This is a genomic window from Klebsiella africana (assembly GCF_020526085.1).
In the GTDB taxonomy this organism is placed as follows: Bacteria; Pseudomonadota; Gammaproteobacteria; order Enterobacterales; family Enterobacteriaceae; genus Klebsiella; species Klebsiella africana.
The window spans coordinates 2962037-2979059 of the sequence record NZ_CP084874.1 but is presented as its reverse complement, the minus strand read 5'-3'; the positions used below and the strand labels follow the sequence as shown (position 1 = coordinate 2979059).

Annotated in this window: 16 protein-coding genes; 9 read left to right on the top strand and 7 right to left on the bottom strand. The window is 61.2% G+C overall.

What is annotated here, in order from left to right; genetic code table 11:
- Window position 1: 1 nt before the first annotated feature.
- The 5 genes from sapD to LGL98_RS14520 all read right to left on the bottom strand — a co-directional run bounded on the left by sapD (window position 2) and on the right by LGL98_RS14520 (window position 5706).
- Complete coding sequence (sapD, locus tag LGL98_RS14540) at window positions 2-994, bottom strand: putrescine export ABC transporter ATP-binding protein SapD (RefSeq protein ID WP_023289349.1); 993 nt, start codon at window positions 992-994, stop codon at window positions 2-4.
- Window positions 994-1884, bottom strand: coding sequence for a putrescine export ABC transporter permease SapC (gene sapC, locus LGL98_RS14535; protein WP_061154891.1), 891 nt, complete (start codon window positions 1882-1884; stop codon window positions 994-996). The genes sapD and sapC overlap by 1 nt, the downstream gene beginning before the upstream one ends.
- The gene (gene sapB / locus LGL98_RS14530; protein WP_025714713.1) at window positions 1871-2836 is read right to left on the bottom strand and encodes a putrescine export ABC transporter permease SapB; all 966 of its coding nucleotides are present in this window, start codon (window positions 2834-2836) and stop codon (window positions 1871-1873) included. Before sapB ends, sapC begins: the two co-directional genes overlap by 14 nt.
- Window positions 2833-4476, bottom strand: coding sequence for an ABC transporter substrate-binding protein SapA (sapA, locus tag LGL98_RS14525; RefSeq protein WP_136034871.1), 1644 nt, complete (start codon window positions 4474-4476; stop codon window positions 2833-2835). Before sapA ends, sapB begins: the two co-directional genes overlap by 4 nt.
- Before the next feature lie 321 nt (window positions 4477-4797).
- Window positions 4798-5706: an SDR family oxidoreductase gene (locus tag LGL98_RS14520; protein ID WP_168435435.1), complete on the bottom strand. Its 909-nt coding sequence runs from the start codon at window positions 5704-5706 to the stop codon at window positions 4798-4800.
- 108 nt (window positions 5707-5814) lie between these two features.
- On the opposite strand from LGL98_RS14520, the gene LGL98_RS14515 reads away from it, so the two are divergent.
- Complete coding sequence (locus tag LGL98_RS14515; protein ID WP_136034867.1) at window positions 5815-6657, top strand: helix-turn-helix transcriptional regulator; 843 nt, start codon at window positions 5815-5817, stop codon at window positions 6655-6657.
- On the opposite strand, the gene LGL98_RS14510 is transcribed toward LGL98_RS14515, so the two are convergent.
- Window positions 6624-8945: a helix-turn-helix domain-containing protein gene (locus LGL98_RS14510; protein ID WP_136034865.1), complete on the bottom strand. Its 2322-nt coding sequence runs from the start codon at window positions 8943-8945 to the stop codon at window positions 6624-6626. The two genes, LGL98_RS14515 and LGL98_RS14510, sit on opposite strands and share 34 nt — an antisense overlap.
- Window positions 8946-9116: 171 nt before the next feature.
- Here LGL98_RS14510 and LGL98_RS14505 point away from each other — a divergent pair, with 171 nt between their 5' ends.
- Window positions 9117-10286 carry a M20 aminoacylase family protein gene (locus tag LGL98_RS14505; protein WP_136034863.1) on the top strand — a complete coding sequence of 390 codons (1170 nt, stop codon included), beginning with the start codon at window positions 9117-9119 and terminating at the stop codon, window positions 10284-10286.
- Window positions 10287-10311: 25 nt separating this feature from the next.
- Complete coding sequence (locus LGL98_RS14500) at window positions 10312-11703, top strand: MFS transporter (protein ID WP_136034861.1); 1392 nt, start codon at window positions 10312-10314, stop codon at window positions 11701-11703.
- Here LGL98_RS14500 and pspF read toward each other — a convergent pair.
- A complete protein-coding gene (gene pspF, locus LGL98_RS14495; protein WP_168435428.1) occupies window positions 11694-12683 on the bottom strand; it encodes a phage shock protein operon transcriptional activator in 990 nt (329 codons plus the stop codon). The two genes, LGL98_RS14500 and pspF, sit on opposite strands and share 10 nt — an antisense overlap.
- Before the next feature lie 152 nt (window positions 12684-12835).
- Between pspF and pspA the strand changes: the two genes are divergently transcribed.
- From pspA to LGL98_RS14465, 6 genes are all read left to right on the top strand, one after another.
- Window positions 12836-13504, top strand: a complete 669-nt coding sequence (gene pspA, locus LGL98_RS14490; RefSeq protein ID WP_002901908.1) for a phage shock protein PspA — start codon at window positions 12836-12838, stop codon at window positions 13502-13504.
- A 55-nt stretch (window positions 13505-13559) separates the two neighbouring features.
- Entirely contained in the window at window positions 13560-13784 is a 225-nt protein-coding gene (gene pspB, locus LGL98_RS14485) for an envelope stress response membrane protein PspB (RefSeq protein WP_002901911.1), read from the top strand.
- Window positions 13784-14143: an envelope stress response membrane protein PspC gene (gene pspC, locus LGL98_RS14480; protein WP_004203911.1), complete on the top strand. Its 360-nt coding sequence runs from the start codon at window positions 13784-13786 to the stop codon at window positions 14141-14143. The genes pspB and pspC overlap by 1 nt, the downstream gene beginning before the upstream one ends.
- A 28-nt stretch (window positions 14144-14171) precedes the next feature.
- Window positions 14172-14390 carry a phage shock protein PspD gene (gene pspD, locus LGL98_RS14475; RefSeq protein ID WP_002901915.1) on the top strand — a complete coding sequence of 73 codons (219 nt, stop codon included), beginning with the start codon at window positions 14172-14174 and terminating at the stop codon, window positions 14388-14390.
- Window positions 14391-14492: 102 nt separating this feature from the next.
- Window positions 14493-15890, top strand: coding sequence for a YcjX family GTP-binding protein (locus LGL98_RS14470; RefSeq protein WP_136034857.1), 1398 nt, complete (start codon window positions 14493-14495; stop codon window positions 15888-15890).
- The gene (locus LGL98_RS14465; protein WP_136034855.1) at window positions 15887-16948 is read left to right on the top strand and encodes a YcjF family protein; all 1062 of its coding nucleotides are present in this window, start codon (window positions 15887-15889) and stop codon (window positions 16946-16948) included. Before LGL98_RS14470 ends, LGL98_RS14465 begins: the two co-directional genes overlap by 4 nt.
- Window positions 16949-17023: the final 75 nt, after the last annotated feature.

Genomic DNA, 17023 nt, shown 5'->3' with positions numbered 1-17023 from the left:
TTCACTCTTTCTCCATGTTCAACGGGAAATGACAGGCGTACAGATGGTTACGCGCCCCGGTAAGACGTGGCGTTTCGATACACTCGCGCTGGGCGTACGGGCAGCGCGGCCCGAGCCGACAGCCGATAGGCAACTGCTCCAGCAGCGGGATCGCTCCAGGCAGGGTGTTGAGGCGACTTTTATGCGGCATGGCGCTGCCAAAATCCGGGATCGCGCGGATTAACGCCTGCGTGTACGGATGATGCGGGAGGGTGATTAGCTCCTCGCTGGGCCCGCTCTCTACCGTCTGCCCGCAGTACATGACGTTGATTTTATCCGCCCATTTGCTGAGCATTTGCAGATCATGGCTGATCAGCAAGATGGTGGTGTTGTTGTTCTGGTTGAGCCGCGTCAGCAGGCGAATAATCTGCGCCTGGGTGGTCGGCTCCATGGCGTTGGTCGGCTCGTCGGCAATCAGCAGACGCGGCTGGTTCGCCAGGGCGATGGCAATCATCACCTTCTGACACTCGCCCTCGGTCAACTGATAGGGGAAGCTGCGCATCGCGTCTTTGTGATCTTTAATGCCCACCCGGTGCAACAGCTCAATGGCCCGGCGTTTGCGCCAGCCCAGCCGTTGCCACCAGCGCCCCTTATAGGTCCAGCCGGGGATACTCTGAATCAGCTGTTGGCCGATGCGCTCAGAGGGATCCAGACAGGACTGCGGCTCCTGAAAAATCATCGACACGTTATGGCCGATAAGTTTCCGGCGCTCGCGGTTCGACAGTCGCAGCAGGTCGATGTCATCGAACCGCATACGGTCGGCCGTGACCCGCCAGTTGTCTTTAGTCACGCCGCAGATAGCTTTGGCAATCAGGCTTTTCCCGGAACCGGATTCGCCCACCAGGCCGCGGATCTCGCCCTCGGTCAGGGTCAGGCTGACACGATCGACGGCTTTTACCCAGCCTTCGTTGGTTTTAAATTCGATGGTTAAGTGACGAATATCGAGTAACGGCATTATTGAACCCCGGCAATGATCGCCCGGCGAATCCCGTCGCCCAGCAGGTTGACCAGCAGTACGCTGAGCATGATCGCCGCCCCGGGCAGCATGACGGTCCACGGCGCCACATAGATAAGCTCCAGCGCATCGCCCAGCATCGCTCCCCACTCCGGGGAAGGCAACTGGGCGCCGAGGTCAAGAAAGCCCAGGGCGGCGATATCCAGGATGGCCATCGACAGGGCGCGGGTGATCTCGGTCACCAGGCCGGAGGCGATATTGGGCAGAATGGCAAACAGCAGAATATTCAGCGTCGAGGCTCCGTCGAGGCGGGCGGCGATGATGTACTCTTTCTCCAGCTCGTCGTGGACCATGCTGTAGACGGAGCGCACCATGCGCGGCAGCAGCGCCAGCCAGACGGCGAACATCGCATGGCTGAGATGCGGCCCGGCAAAGGCGACGACGATGATCGCCAGCAACAGCGAGGGGATGGAGAGCAGGGTATCGAGGATATGATTCATCACTGCCGAGCGCAGGCCGTGGGTTGAACCGGCAATCACACCCAGCACCAGGCCAAACAGCGTAGCGCCAAGGGTGACGACAAAAGCCCCGCCAACGGTGGGCGCCGCGCCGCTTAGCAGCCGGCTCAGCACATCGCGGCCGAGGTCATCGGTCCCCAGGAAGAAGGAGACTTCGCCGTAGCGCGACCACGACGGCGGCAACAGTTGGTAGCCCAGAAACTGCTGGTCGATGCCGTAGGGGGCGAACCAGCCGCCGAAGACGCAGAGCAGCAGCAGGCCCGCGCAGCCGTACAGGCCGATCATCGCCGTGGTGTCGCCATAGAACTTACGCCATACGGTGCGCAGCGCACCGGGCGGACGCTTTTCCAGATAAACGCTATCGTAGGGCATACCATTCCTTATGTTTCAGCGGGTTAGCCATGGCACCGAGAATATCGGAAATCACGTTGACAATAATAACCAGCGCGCCAATGACCATGACGCCGGCGGAAATTGCCGCGTAGTCCTGCTGGCGGATGGCGTTGATCAGCCAGCGGCCCAGTCCGGGCCAGCTGAACACCATCTCGGTGATCATCGCCAGGGTGAGCATGGTGGAAAACTGCAGGCCGAGACGCGGGATCACCGGCGGCAGGGCGTTATGCAGTACATGGCGCAGTAGAATTTTGCGTCGCGACACGCCGCGGGTGGCGGCCGCTTTTACGTAGTTGGTGTCATACACCTCGCTGGTGCTGATGCGCATCAGGCGGATCACTTCAGTGGTGGGGGCGACCGCCAGGGTCAGCACCGGCAGCACCATATGCCGGGCGGCGCTGACGATCATCTCATGGCGCCACGGCGAGTCCGAGAGCCAGGCGTCGATCAGTGCGAAACCAGTGACGTTTTTTACCTCATACAGTAGATCGAAACGGCCGGAGACCGGAAACCAACCAAGGGTCAGGGAGAAAAAGAGGGTCAGCAGCAGCGCCAGCCAGAAGACCGGGATCGAGAAACCGACCAGCGCAACGGCGCTGATCAGCGTATCGGGCCATTTGTTGCGCATTACGCCGGCGATCATGCCCACCGGAATGCCAATCAGCAGGGCAAAGCCAAAGGCGAGGATGCACAGCTCCATGGTCGCCGGGAACACCTCGCGCAGCTGCTCAGAAATCAGTTGGCCGTTAATGCTGGAGACGCCAAAATCCCAGTGCAGCACCCCTTCAAACCAGAACAGCCAGGCATTCCACAGCGAGGCCCCCTGCAGCGGGGCATGAGGGGTGAAATAGCTCAGGCTGAAGCCGACAAAGGTCAGAAAAAAGAGGGTGACCAGCAACAGCAGCAGACGGCGCAGGGTAAAAATAATCATGGTTTTTTCACCTCTTCGGTTTTCTCCCGCGATACGCCAGCGAACGAAGCGTTACCGAAGGGGCTGAGCACCAGGCCTTTCATATCGTAGCGATAAGCCTGCAGCCGCAGCGATGAGGCCAGTGGCAGGACCGGTAGTTCGCGGGCGAGGATCTGCTGCGCCTCTTTGTACGCGTCCATCCGCGAGGCGAGCTGCTGCGAGATCAGCGCTTTTTGCAGTACGTCATCAAATTCCCGGTTACACCAGTGGGCAAAGTTGGTTTGCGAGGCGATCGCCGCGCAGCTCAGCAACGGCCGGAAGAAACTGTCCGGGTCGTTACTGTCCGTCGCCCAGCCGGAGAGCGTCAGGTCATGGTTCATGTCCATCAGCCGCGCCTCCTGGAAGCGTCCCTCCACCGGCATGATAATCACCTTGACGCCAATCTGCGCCATATCCGCCTGGATAAGCTCCGCCGTTTTCAACGGGCTGGGGTTCCACGCCTGCGAGCTGGTGGGCACCCACAGCTTGAGGGTCAGGTTTTCCAGCCCCAGGGCTTTCAGGCGGGCGCGGGCCTCCTGCGGATTATATTCAGTAATTTTAGCGTCGTTATCGTAGGCCCACGAGGCGCGCGGCAGCATGGAGGCCGCTGTCTCCGCGGTGCCATAGTAGATGGACTGCATCAGGCGCTGGTTGTTAATGGCCAGCGCCAGGGCATGGCGCACCTCCGGGTTATCCAGCGGCGGCTTGGCGGTGTTGAAGGCCAGCCAGGCGATGTTCATGCCCGGACGCAGCGTCAGGCGCAGGCGCGGGTCGTCACGTAGGATCGTCAACTGGCTGGCGGCAGGCCAGGCCAGCACGTCGCATTCTCCGGTGAGCAGTTTCGACAGACGGCCGGTACCGCCGGAGCCGAGGTCGACGACCACCTGGGGCATCAACGGCTTACCGCGCCAGTAGCCGGGGTGGCGCTGCAGGCGGATGTACTGCCCGGTACGATATTCGGATAACTGGAACGGACCGGTACCCACCGGCTGGCGATCCAGCTGCTCCTGACGATCATCTTGCGTTAAGCGGGCGGCGTATTCGGCAGAGGTAATCGACGCATAGTGAGTGGCCAGATGCCAGAGGAACGAGGCGTCCGGCCGCTTGAGGCGAAACTCCACGGTTTGATTATCCAGCTTACGCACGCTCTCCACGCTATCAGCAAACTGCAGACTGTCGAAGTAGGGGAAGTTGCTGCCGTTGACGTTGTGCCAGGGATGGTCGCGGTTAAAAATACGGCCAAAGGTGAAAATGACGTCATCGGCATTAAAGTCCCGGGTCGGGGTAAACCACGCTGTGCGCTGAAACGGGACGTGGCGGCGCAGGTGAAAGCGGTACGTAGCGCCGTTATCGAGAACCTCCCAGCTCTCCGCCAGCTCAGGGACCAGCCGGTAGGTATAGGGGTCGACGTCAAGCAGGCGATCGTAGATCTGCGCCGCCAGCGTATCGACGATCAGTCCGCTGCTGACTTTCTGCGGATTAAAGGTATTCACCTGGCCGCTGACGCAATAGACGAAACCGCTGTCGCGGATATCGGCGCGGTCGGGGAGCGCAGGGGCGGCAAAAGCCTGCCCACACAGCAGGGAAACCGCTGCCAGGAGAGATGACAATTTCAGGCGCATATTTTCTGTTTGATTATAGAGTTGAACTCTATCTTATTAAGATTAATAGACATTCACCACCGCCTTCAACAAGTCTGAGGGATAATGCGGTTACCGGGGGCGTATAGTATTCAGTCAATTGATTAAAATAGTCGCGGAACCGAGTCTGTATAGTGAAACATGGTAACTTTTTATCGCCCATATCGCCAGTCAGGTCTGTTTGGCCGCGGTTTGCCAGGCGCCGAGGGAACACTGCACTGAGTATAGCGGGGAAGAACGAGCGTGGCCCGACGGGGGCAACAATGCGCCCGTCGGGTGTTTAGCGGGGGGGAAACGCCTTTGTTAAAGTGACAGTGTCACTTTCTGATAATCCATATTCCGCAGGTCCTCCAGCAGGCCGGGGCCGACGGGTTGCCACTGCAATCGCTCACGGGTCCATGCCGAACTGGCGCGTAGATCGAGGGCGGTAAACGGCGCAAACCAGCCGAACCAGGCGTCGGCCTGCGACTCATCCAGGTGGGTCAGCGGCAGATTTAAGCCCCGGGCGATGACTGCGGCAATATCGCGTAATGCGATGCCCTCTTCGGCCACCGCATGATAGCGCTCACCGGCCGCACCTTGCAGCAGCGCGCTGACATACAGACGTGCGACGTCATCGACATGGGCGGCGGACCAGCGGTTGCTACCCTCGCCGCGCAGGGCTACCGCCCCGTTGGCGACCGCACGTTCGATATAGCAGGTCAGCAGTCCCTGACGCACGGTGTCATGCACCTGCGGTAGGCGGACCACCCTGACATCCACGCCCGCCTCCAGCAACTGCTGGCCGGCGAGCTCTGAGGCGGTGCGCGGGCTGGGGTGCGCTGAGTTGAAGAACGACTCCCGGGCCGGGGCGCCGCTCCCGTCGTCACCCATCAGCGTGCCGGAGGTGATCACCAGCGGCCGCGTGCTGCCCCGCAGCGCCTGGCCCAGGGCCAGGATCACCTGTCGATCCTTCTCGCAGTTAGCGGCAAAGCGGCTGAAGTCGTGGTCGAAGGCGGTATGGATCACCGCGTCGGCGTTCCCGACACCAGCCAGCAGCGAGTCCGGGGCGTCCAGCGTGCCGCGATGCACCTCGGCGCCGGCCGCCTTCAGGGCCTGTACGGTGCTTTCGCTGCGCGCGAGGCCGATAACCTGATGGCCCGACGCCTGTAGCGCCGGAAGAATACGTGAGCCGATAAATCCGCTCGCGCCGGTAAGAAATATACGCATGATGAACCTCCTGAACGGGATTTCAGGCGTATCCTACCTGCGATGTCATACTCTAAAAGTAGAGACATTATCGGGGTATAAATTCTAACAGGCAGAACCCACAGGCAGACGATGAACACTTCTGACAACCATGCATTAGGCGATTTTCTTCGCGCCCGGCGACAGCGCCTCGATCCGGTGACGTTTGGCTTTCCGGCGGGACGCCGACGCACCCCCGGCCTGCGCCGCGAAGAGGTCGCCCAGCTCGCCAGTATTAGCCCGACCTGGTATACCTGGCTTGAACAGGGGCGCGGCGGGGCGCCATCCCGTGAGGTGCTGGAGCGGATCGCCCGCGGTCTGCGGCTGACCTCCCCGGAACGTGAACATCTGTTTATTCTTGCGTTTGGCCACCCGCCGCAGACGCGTCTGACGGTGACGGATGATATGACGCCGCGGCTGCAGCGGGTGCTTGATGCTTTCACCATTCCGGCGATTATCCGCACCGCCAGCTGGGACGTCATCGCCTGGAATAGCGCGGCGGCCAGGGTGCTGACCGACTACGGCCAACTGCCGCTGGCGGAGCGCAACGTGCTGCGTCGTCTGTTTACCCGGCCTGAGGCCCGCTCCACTCTGCAGGACTGGCAGACGGTGGGGCAGCTTATCGTCAACGCCTTCCGCGCCGACGTCACGCGGATGGGCGCCACGAAAGAAACTGACCAGTTGATCGCGGAGCTCAGCCAGCAGAGCGTTGAGTTTGCCCGTTTCTGGCAAAGCCATGACGTCGCCGGCCATGGCGAGGGCTATAAGCGCATTAACCACCCGCAGATGGGCCCGCTCGATCTGGAGTTCACCTCTTTTGCCGTGGAAGGCCGCCCCGATCTTTCCCTGCTGGTCTTTCATCCGGCAACGACGGAAAGCCAGCGGAAAATTCACGGTTTACTTCAGGGGGCGGGATCCTCGCCGGAGGAGAGCTGAGGGGTAAATTCATACAGCACCAGCGCATTGCTCTCCAGCGAGTCGACCCGCAGCCAGTGCCCGTCAAGCTGGACCTCCTCCACGCCGAGGGCCGGACGGGCCTGATGCATCAGCCACTGGTAATCCTCGGCGTCGGGGCCACTGCGGCTGCGAAAGGCGTCGACCAGCGGGAATAAAGCGCCATGATGCTGATCGAACAGGTGCTGTTTGACGCGCCAGCCGCCCTCCAGACCCTGCAGCCGCACACTGTAGGGCTGGCTGAAGCGCTGGATAAAGGCCGCTTCGCTGGAGAGCCAGGGATTGTAGACCACCGTATTGCGCAACAGCAGCTGGTAGTGTCCCTGGTGGTGCAGCAATAGCAGGTTTTTATCGTGAAACAAGATCTCACCGCGTAGCCGCCGCCAGAGCCACAGTACCCAGTAAACCGGGCGAGGCAGGCCGTGCAGATAGTGCAACGCCAGGCTGGAGGTATCGAGTTTCCCGTTGGCGCGGGCTTCCCCCTGGAGGCCTGAATTTAACCAGAAGCCTGCCAGCCAGACCTGGTCCGCCACTCCCAGCAGGTTATCCATCAACAGCGCACCGCGAAAAAAGCGCCCGTTGGTGTCCCGCGTATCGCCGGTCAGCGTATTCCACGAGAGCAGCCATAGCGGCAGGTTAAGCTGCAGCTGACGCAGCGCACTGTGGATCTGCCGCAGTTTGTGCACCGGATAGTGCTCGCTGGAAGCCAGACTGCTGCTGTCCGCCTGCGCCAGATCCAGCTGTTCGTTGGCATCGGCCTGGCAGGCGAGAAAATCGGCTTCCGCCAGCAGCGGTGAGTGAAACAGCGGATCGTCCCCGGGGTCACTGGCGGCAAAGCGGTGCCAGATGCCCAGCTGCGGCTGCGGCAGCAGGCGGTCAAGAACCTCGCGCTGCTGCCGCCAGGCCGCCTGGCGGGTAGCTTCGCTGGCCTGCGGCGACCAGTGCCAGACAAAGCGCCAGCTGTTGAGCGTCGCCGCTGGAAAATGGTTGGCGGCGAGTTGCAGAAAGCGCTGCAGCAGATCGCTGCGGGTGGTGACGCCGGTGTGCAGGATCACATGCCAGCCCATCGCCGCCAGCCAGCTGAAGATCTGCTGCAGGTTGTACCAGCAGGCGTAGCCCGCCATCTGTGGATCGTCCCATCCGGTACCGAACAGCCGACTGCTGAGAAAGGGATCGTTGATATCGATGGCATACACCGGCAGGGCGCGGTGCAGCTGCTCGAGTTCCCGGCGCACATCCTCTCGCAGTAGATCGTCAAGCTCGCGAACGGTCACCACCATCCGGGTATGGCGCAGCATGGCGGCACGCGTCGGGCGATCGCGCAGGTTAATTTCCCGGTTCTGCGGTGGGTTGATCGGCAGCGGAGGGTTTTCCCGGTCACGTTTCTCCGGTTCATTGAGTCGGGCATACAGCCGGTCGAGCGCCACCGGTTGCCAGCGGTCGGCCTGCAGCGGACGCGGCCGGGCAAGCTCTCGGGGATGCTGTTCACGGTACTGGCGCGGCGTCACGCCGTGCTGGCGCTTAAACAGATCGCTCATCATTCGCGTACTGGCAAACCCTTGTTCGCGGGCAATTTGCTGGGCGGGTTTGCGGGTGGTCAACAACTGATCGGCGGCGTGGCGCAGGCGGAGTGCGGTGAGATACTGGACAAAACTCATCCCGACCTCTTTGTGAAATAAGCGTGACAGCCAGGCCTCGGAGACAAATTCCGCTGCCGCCACTTCCTGCAGCGAGAGGCGGCGCTGATAGTTGGCGTCGATCCGCGCGACCACGCTGGCTATTCGCCGGCTCCAGTTCTCAGTCCCGCGGCGCGGCGTGGAGGCGATGGGCTGGCTGAAGCGTGTGGCCAGCAGGAGCGCTATCTCACTCAGCCAGCGATTGGCCTCCAGTCGGTAATGGCCGGGATGATTGACGAGACCACTCACCAGCAGCTGGCGCATCAGGCGGCGCAGGCCGTCATCGGCATTCCGGGTGCGCGGCGTTATTTGGTAGTCGACGGCAAAAAAAGCGCTGTCAAGGCGGGTCAGCCAGCTGGCAGAGAGAGTCAGGATCATCACCGCGTTGGCTCCGGCGCTGCGCAGGCTCCAGCGACGGTTGCGGTTAACGATCGCCAGCCCGTCGGCGGCGAGCGGCTGCGGCACACCTTCTGCCTCCGTCAGATTTATGCTCCCCTCCAGCACCCACAGCAGCATCAGCAGATCGCTTTCCGGCTGGTTCAACTGACGTACATCGCGCACGGTAACGCTAAAGTCGCCTGAATGCTGCTCCACGTGACACTCCTCTGTAGACAAAAAACAACCGGTTGTTTTTTGTCATAACCGATATGTATGAAAAACACTCATTGATTTCTCGTCAATATAAAACAAAAAAACGCGCCTGAAAGCTGTTTTACCCGCATAAACTCGACTGTGTCGTGCAAACACAACACAGGAATAACAAAAATGACACATCCGTTGCTTGAAGCCTTGCAGGTCAACGAGGCGCAATTTATTGCCCTGCGTCGCCAGTTCCACCAGCAGCCGGAGATCGGCTTTGAAGAGCATCAGACCAGCAGCGAGGTTGCCCGACTGCTTAGCGAGTGGGGATACGAGGTTCACCGCGGCCTGGCGGGCACCGGAGTGGTGGGCACGCTGCGCGTCGGCGAGGGGAAAAAACGTCTCGGCCTGCGGGCAGATATGGATGCCCTGCCGATGCAGGAGCGGAGCGGGAAGCCGTGGGCAAGCCAGGTTGACGGGCGCTTTCACGGCTGCGGCCATGACGGGCACACCACCACGCTGCTCTATGCGGCTGAATATCTGGCGCGCACCCGCCAGTTTACCGGGACGCTGCAGCTGATTTTCCAGCCCGCGGAAGAGTTGCTGTACGGCGGGCGGGTAATGGTTGAGGACGGTCTGTTTGACCAGTTCCCCTGCGACGCCATCTTCGGCTTGCACAATATGCCGGGGCAGCCGCTGGGCAAGATCGGCCTGCGCGACGGAGCGATGATGGCCTCCTCCGATACGCTGCATATTGAAGTGAAGGGCGTTGGCGGCCACGGCGCGGTGCCGGAACATACCGTTGACGCCACGCTGGTGGCCTGCCATATCACCCTCGCGCTGCAGTCGATCGTCTCGCGCAATATCACCCCGTTTGAACCGGCGGTAGTGACCGTCGGCAGCATTCAGGCCGGACACGCGCCCAATATCATTAACGACCATGTGCTGATGAAGCTCACGGTGCGCACCCTCAATGAGCAGGTACGTGAAACCGTTTTGCAGCGGATCCACGATATTGCCGTGGCCCAGGCGGAGAGCTTCAATGCCACCGCCACGCTGACGCATATCAACGGCAGCCCGGTATTGCGCAACGATCCGGCGACCAACGCCATGGTGCGGGAGGTGGCGACGTCGCTGTTCGGTGCAGAGCAGGTGGGCGAGGTGAAGCCGTTCATGGGCAGTGAAGATTTTGCCTTTATGCTGGAGCAGCACCCGCACGGTAGCTATTTCACTATCGGCGCGGGCGACGAGCCGGACCGCTGCATGGTGCATAACCCGGGATATGACTTCAACGACGCGCTGTTGCTGACCGGCGCGGCGCTGTGGTGCGGTCTGACGGAACACTATCTGCGCTAATCACGAGAGACGGGAGGGCCATGCGATGAGCACTGTCACAATAAGCGACACCCCGTTTGTCGGCAACGATCGCCTGCTGGTGGGGATTGTGTTAAGCGTTTTAACCTTCTGGCTGTTCGCCCAGTCGGTGATTAACGTCGTGCCAGCGATGAAAAGCAGTCTTGATATCTCCCTTGAAACCTTAACTCTGGCCGTCAGCCTCAGCGCGCTGTTCAGCGGCTGTTTCGTGGTCGCCAGCGGCGGTCTGGCGGACAAGTTTGGCCGGGTGCGGATGACCACCCTCGGGCTGGGGCTGAGCATCGTCGGCAGCGCCATGCTGGTAATCGCTCAGGGGCCGGGGCTGTTCCTGGCCGGCCGGGTGCTGCAGGGGCTGTCGGCAGCCTGCATTATGCCAGCGACGCTGGCGCTGATTAAGACCTGGTATGAAGGGCGTGCGCGGCAGCGGGCGGTCAGCTTCTGGGTCATCGGCTCGTGGGGCGGCAGCGGTCTCTGTTCCTTCGTTGGCGGAGCTATCGCCACCGGACTGGGCTGGCGCTGGATCTTCGTCTTCTCCATCGCCGTTGCCCTGCTGGCGCTGGTGCTGCTGCGCGGTACGCCGGAGAGCCGCAGCGCCAGCGCCAGTCAGCATAAGCTGGACGTTGGCGGCCTGCTGAGCCTGATTGCTGCGCTGGTGCTGGTGAATCTGTTTATCAGCAAGGGCCATGGCTGGGGATGGAGCAGCCCGCTGTCGTTGACCATGCTGGTTGGGGCGCTGGCGGCGGGGGCGGTATTTATCCGCAACGGCATGCGCAAAGGCGAGGCGGCGCTGATTGATTTTGCGCTATTCCGCAATCGGGCCTACGGTGCGGCAGTGCTGTCGAACTTTCTGCTCAATGGGGCGATTGGTACCATGATGATCGCCAGCATCTGGCTGCAGCAGGGGCACCACCTGACGCCGCTGGAAAGTGGGATGATGACCCTCGGCTATCTGGTGACCGTCCTCGCGATGATCCGGGTCGGCGAGAAGCTGCTGCAACGCTATGGCGCCCGGCTGCCGATGATGGCCGGCCCGGTGTTGACCGCTATTGCCATCGCGCTGATATCCTGTACCTTTCTCGATAAGGCGCTGTATATCGGGGTGGTATTCGCCAGCAACGTGCTGTTTGGCCTCGGGCTGGGCTGCTACGCCACGCCGTCAACGGATACGGCGGTGGCCAATGCCCCGGAGAACAAGATCGGCGTCGCCTCGGGGATCTATAAGATGGGCAGCTCGCTGGGCGGGGCGATGGGCATTGCTGTGACGGCGTCACTTTTTGCGCTGTTTTTACCGCTGGGCATGGCCCATGCCGCCCAGTATGCCCTGTGGTTTAACGCCGTCTTATGTCTGGGGGCAATGGCGGTGAGCGCGCTGCTGCTGCCGGGCGCCTCTCACAGCTGATGCTTTTTCAGCAGCGCGCGGAGCTGGTGATAGGTTAATCCTAACAGCTCCGCCGCTTGCTTCTGATGATACTTCGCCTGCTGCAGACTCCGCTCCAGCAGGCGTTTTTCCTGCTGGAGCTGAAAATCACGCAGATCCAGCGGCAGGGCGGGCAGCTCATCGCCGGACGCGGCTTCCGGCGGGGAGCCGGTGGTCTGACGAAAAGGATTAATAATAATGGCGTCCAGCTCATGCTCGCTGTCGCCGTGGCGATACACCGAGCGCTCGACGACGTTCTTCAGTTCGCGAATATTCCCCGGCCAGCGGTAGCCGAGCAGCGTTGCGGTCGCCCGCTCGCTAAAGCCGGGAAACAGCGGCAGGCCTAGTTCGCGGCACATCTGAATGGCAAACTGGTTGGCGAGCAGCATGATGTCGCTCTGCCGTTCGCGCAACGGGGGAAGCTGCACCACGTCGAAGGCCAGACGGTCTAGCAGGTCGGCGCGAAAATGGCCTTCCTCGACCATCTGCGGCAGATCGGCGTTAGTGGCGCACACCAGCCGGACGTTAACCTGTAGCGGCTGGCTGCCGCCCACGCGCTCCAGCTCGCCATATTCAATCACTCTTAACAGCTTCTCCTGCACCAGCATTGGGGCCGTCGCCAGCTCATCGAGGAACAGCGTCCCGCCGTCGGCGCGCTCGAAGCGTCCGGGATGGCGTTTGCTGGCCCCGGTAAACGCCCCGGCTTCGTGGCCGAACAGCTCCGAGTCGAGCAGATTATCGTTCAGCGCTGCGCAGTTCAGCGAGATAAACGGTCCCTGCCAGCGGCTGGAGAGGTAGTGGAGTCGGTTGGCGATAAGCTCTTTCCCGGTACCTCGCTCGCCGATGACCAGCACTGGTTTATCCAGCGGGGCCAGCCGGGAAACCTGTTCCAGCACCTCGAGAAAGCTATTGGCCTCGCCCAGCAGATTATCCTTGTACTGCGCCATGATGAATTTCGCCATTAAGTAGTGGAATTAACCAAGCGACTGTAGCAATGCCCAGCACATTTCGCAACCACCTTGTTTAAAATCAATAAGATAAAAAGTTGGCACGCCATTTGTATTAGCTAAGCCACAGGTGAATGCCTGAAACCAGAACTATGAGGATTGAAATTATGGGTATTTTTTCTCGTTTTGCCGACATCGTGAACGCCAACATCAACTCCCTGCTGGAGAAAGCGGAGGACCCACAAAAGCTGGTGCGTCTGATGATCCAGGAGATGGAAGACACGCTGGTGGAAGTGCGTTCGACGTCGGCCCGCGCGCTGGCGGAAAAGAAACAGCTGTCCCGTCGTATTGAGCAGGCAGTCGCCCAGCAGGCGGAATGGCAGGAAAAGGCCGAGCTGGCGCTGCGTAAAGAGAAAGAGGATCTGGCCCGTGCGGCGCTGATCGAAAAACAGAAGCTGACCGACCTTATCGCTCAACTGGATCATGAAGTACAGCTGGTGGATGAAACCCTGGCGCGCATGAAAAAAGAGATTGGCGAGCTGGAGAACAAACTCAGCGAAACCCGCGCCCGTCAGCAGGCGCTGGCGCTGCGCCATCAGGCGGCGAGTTCGTCCCGCGATGTGCGTCGCCAGCTGGACAGCGGTAAACTGGATGAGGCGATGGCCCGCTTTGAGTCCTTTGAACGCCGCATCGATCAGATGGAAGCGGAAGCAGAGAGCCACCGCTTTGGCAAGCAGCAGACGCTGGATCAGCAGTTTGCCGAACTGAAAGCGGACGACGAAATCAGCGAGCAGCTGGCGGCGTTGAAAGCCAAAATGAATCAGTCCAACCAGTAAGTACGATTGCGCGGCGCGGCGTTGCGCCGCGGCTCACCCCCTGTAAGGAGTACACATGAGCATGCTTTTTCTCGCCATTCCGCTGACGCTGTTTGTGCTGTTTGTTCTGCCGGTCTGGCTGTGGCTGCACTACAACAATCGCGGCGCTAACGGCAGTCTGACGCAAAATGAGCAGCAACGGCTGCTGCAGTTGACCGATGACGCGAAGCGGATGCGCGAACGTATTCAGGCGCTGGAAGCGATCCTGGATGCTGAACATCCGAACTGGAGGGACAAATAATGGCCGGACTGGATCTGAATAAAAAACTGTGGCGTATCCCGCAGCGCGGGATGGTAAAGGGCGTCTGCGCGGGCATTGCTCAGCATCTTGATGTCCCGGTGAAGCTGGTGCGCCTGATTACCGTGCTGGCGATGATTTTCGGCCTCTTTTTCTTTGTCCTGGTGGCCTACATCATTTTGACTTTTGCTCTGGATCCGATGCCGGACAGTGAGCTTTACGGCCACAAAGCGCCGAGCAATGGCGATCTGCTGGCCGCCGTGGATGCCGAACTGGCCTCCGGTGAACAGCGTCTGCGTGAAATGGAGCGGTATGTCACCTCCGACACCTTTACGCTGCGCAGCCGCTTTCGCCAGCTGTAAACCCTGTTTCTAACGAATGAGGCAACGCATGAATAGCAAATGGCAACGCGCCGGGCAGCAGGTGAAGCCCGGTCTGAAAATCGTCGGTAAGCTGGCGCTGCTGACCGCGCTGCGTTATGGCCCGGCGGGCGTTGCCGGCTGGGCGGTTAAATCGGTCGCGCGTCGGCCGCTGAAAATGCTGCTGGCGGTGGCGCTGGAGCCGCTGCTCAGCCGGCTGGCCAACCGCGTCACGCGCGGGATGAAATAATGCCGCCGTGGGGAAGGCGCAAAAGGATTAACGTTGTCCTGCTTATCCCCGGCAGATAGCTTATGATGACGAGACATACCTTCAGGGCATAACGGACTGGCGATGAAGCGACTGAAAACTGAATTGAATGCGCTGGTCAACCGCGGGGTTGACCGGCATTTACGTCTGGCGGTGACCGGCCTGAGCCGCAGCGGTAAAACGGCGTTTATCACCGCGCTGGTCAACCAACTGCTGAATATCCACGCCGGCGCTCGCCTGCCGCTGCTGAGCGCCGCACGCGAAGAGCGGCTGCTCGGCGTCAAGCGCGTACCCCAGCGGGACTTCGGTATTCCCCGATTTACCTATGATGAAGGCCTGGCCCAGCTGTTCGGCCAGCCCCCCATGTGGCCAACCCCGACGCGCGGGGTGAGCGAGATCCGTCTCGCGCTGCGCTACCGTTCCAATGACTCCCTGCTGCGCCATTTTAAAGACACCTCCACGCTGTATCTGGAGATCGTCGATTATCCGGGCGAGTGGCTGCTCGACCTGCCGATGCTGGCACAGGATTATCTGAGCTGGTCGCGACAGATGACCGGGCTCCTGCAGGGCCAGCGTGCGGAGTGGTCGGCCCGCTGGCGGCAGCTGTGCGCCGGGCTGGATCCGCTGGCTTCTGCCGACGAGGCTCGGCTGGCGGATATTGCCGCCGCCTGGACGGACTATCTCCACGCTTGTAAGCGTGAAGGGCTGCACTTTATCCAGCCCGGGCGCTTTGTCCTGCCCGGCGAAATGGCGGGCGCGCCGGCGCTGCAGTTTTTCCCGTGGCCTGACGTCGACGCCGTCGGCGAAGCCAGGCTGGCGCAGGCGGAAAAACACAGCAACGCCGGTATGCTGCGCGAACGCTATAAGTACTACTGCGACAGGGTGGTGAAGGGGTTCTACAAAGAGCACTTCCTGCGCTTCGACCGGCAGATTGTGCTGGTGGACTGTCTGCAGCCGCTCAACAGTGGGCCACAGGCGTTTAACGATATGCGCCTGGCGCTGACCCAGCTAATGCAAAGTTTCCATTACGGACAGCGCACCTTGTTCCGCCGACTGTTTTCGCCGGTCATCGACAAGCTGCTGTTTGCCGCTACCAAAGCTGACCACGTCACAGTGGATCAGCACAGCAATATGGTGTCGCTTCTGCAACAGCTGATTCAGGACGCGTGGCAAAACGCCGCTTTCGAAGGGATCAGTATGGATTGCCTGGGGCTGGCGTCCATTCAGGCGACCCAGAGCGGTCTAATAGAAGTGAATGGTGAGAAAATCCCCGCCCTGCGCGGCAACCGCCTGAGCGACGGCCAGCCGTTGACCATCTATCCCGGCGAGGTGCCTGCGCGCCTGCCAGGCCAGGCCTTCTGGCAGCAGCAGGGATTTCAGTTTGAAAACTTTCGTCCGCAGGTCATGGATGTCGATCGGCCTTTGCCGCACATTCGTCTCGACGCGGCGCTGGAATTTTTGATTGGAGATAAACTGCGATGAGCGAACCGTTAAAACCGCGGATTGATTTTGATGGGCCGCTGCAAGCGGAAAAAATTCCGCCGCTGAAAAGCGCCCGCGCCTTTGACACCCTGGAGGCCGACAACTTCGCGCCAGCGCGACTGGTGACCGGCGAAGAGGAAGAGGGGGCGGCGGAAGCGGTGGTGGAGTCGGTCCTGCGACCCAAACGCAGCCTGTGGCGACGGATGGTCAGCGCCGGACTGGCGATTTTCGGCGTCAGCGTCGTGGCGCAAGGCGTGCAGTGGACGGCCAACGCCTGGCAAACCCAGGACTGGATTGCGCTGGGCGGCTGCCTCGCCGGGGCGCTGATCGTCGGGGCCGGCGTCGGATCGGTGGCCACCGAATGGCGCCGCCTGTGGCGACTGCGCCAGCGCGCGCACGAACGCGATGAAGCGCGCGATATGCTGCACAGTCACGCGGTCGGTAAAGCCAAAGCCTTTTGCGAGAAACTGGCGCAGCAGGCGGGTCTGGATCAGTCGCATCCGGCGCTGCAGCGCTGGTATGCCGCGATCCATGAAACGCAAAGCGATCGTGAAGTGGTGAGCCTTTATGCGCAGCTGGTGCAGCCGGTGCTCGATGCCCAGGCACGGCGGGAAATCAGTCGTTCGGCGGCGGAGTCGACGCTGATGATTGCCGTCAGCCCGCTAGCGCTGGTGGATATGGCCTTTATCGCCTGGCGGAACCTGCGGCTGATCAACCGAATCGCCACGTTGTACGGCATTGAGCTCGGGTATTACAGCCGTCTGCGACTGTTTCGCCTGGTGTTGCTGAATATCGCTTTCGCCGGCGCCAGCGAACTGGTGCGCGAGGTGGGGATGGACTGGATGTCGCAGGATCTGGCGGCCCGGCTGTCGGCGCGCGCCGCACAGGGCATTGGCGCCGGTCTGCTGACCGCCCGTCTCGGGATCAAGGCGATGGAGCTGTGCCGCCCGCTGCCGTGGATCGCCGATGATAAACCGCGGCTCGGCGATTTTCGTCGCGAGCTGATTGGGCAGTTAAAAGAGACCCTGCAGAAAAGCAAAACCCGCCCGGAAAACTAATCCCAACTCAGAGACATTTCCGGGCGGCGGCTTCGCCTTGCCCGGCCTACAGGGCAGGTTGGATCCCGGATCACC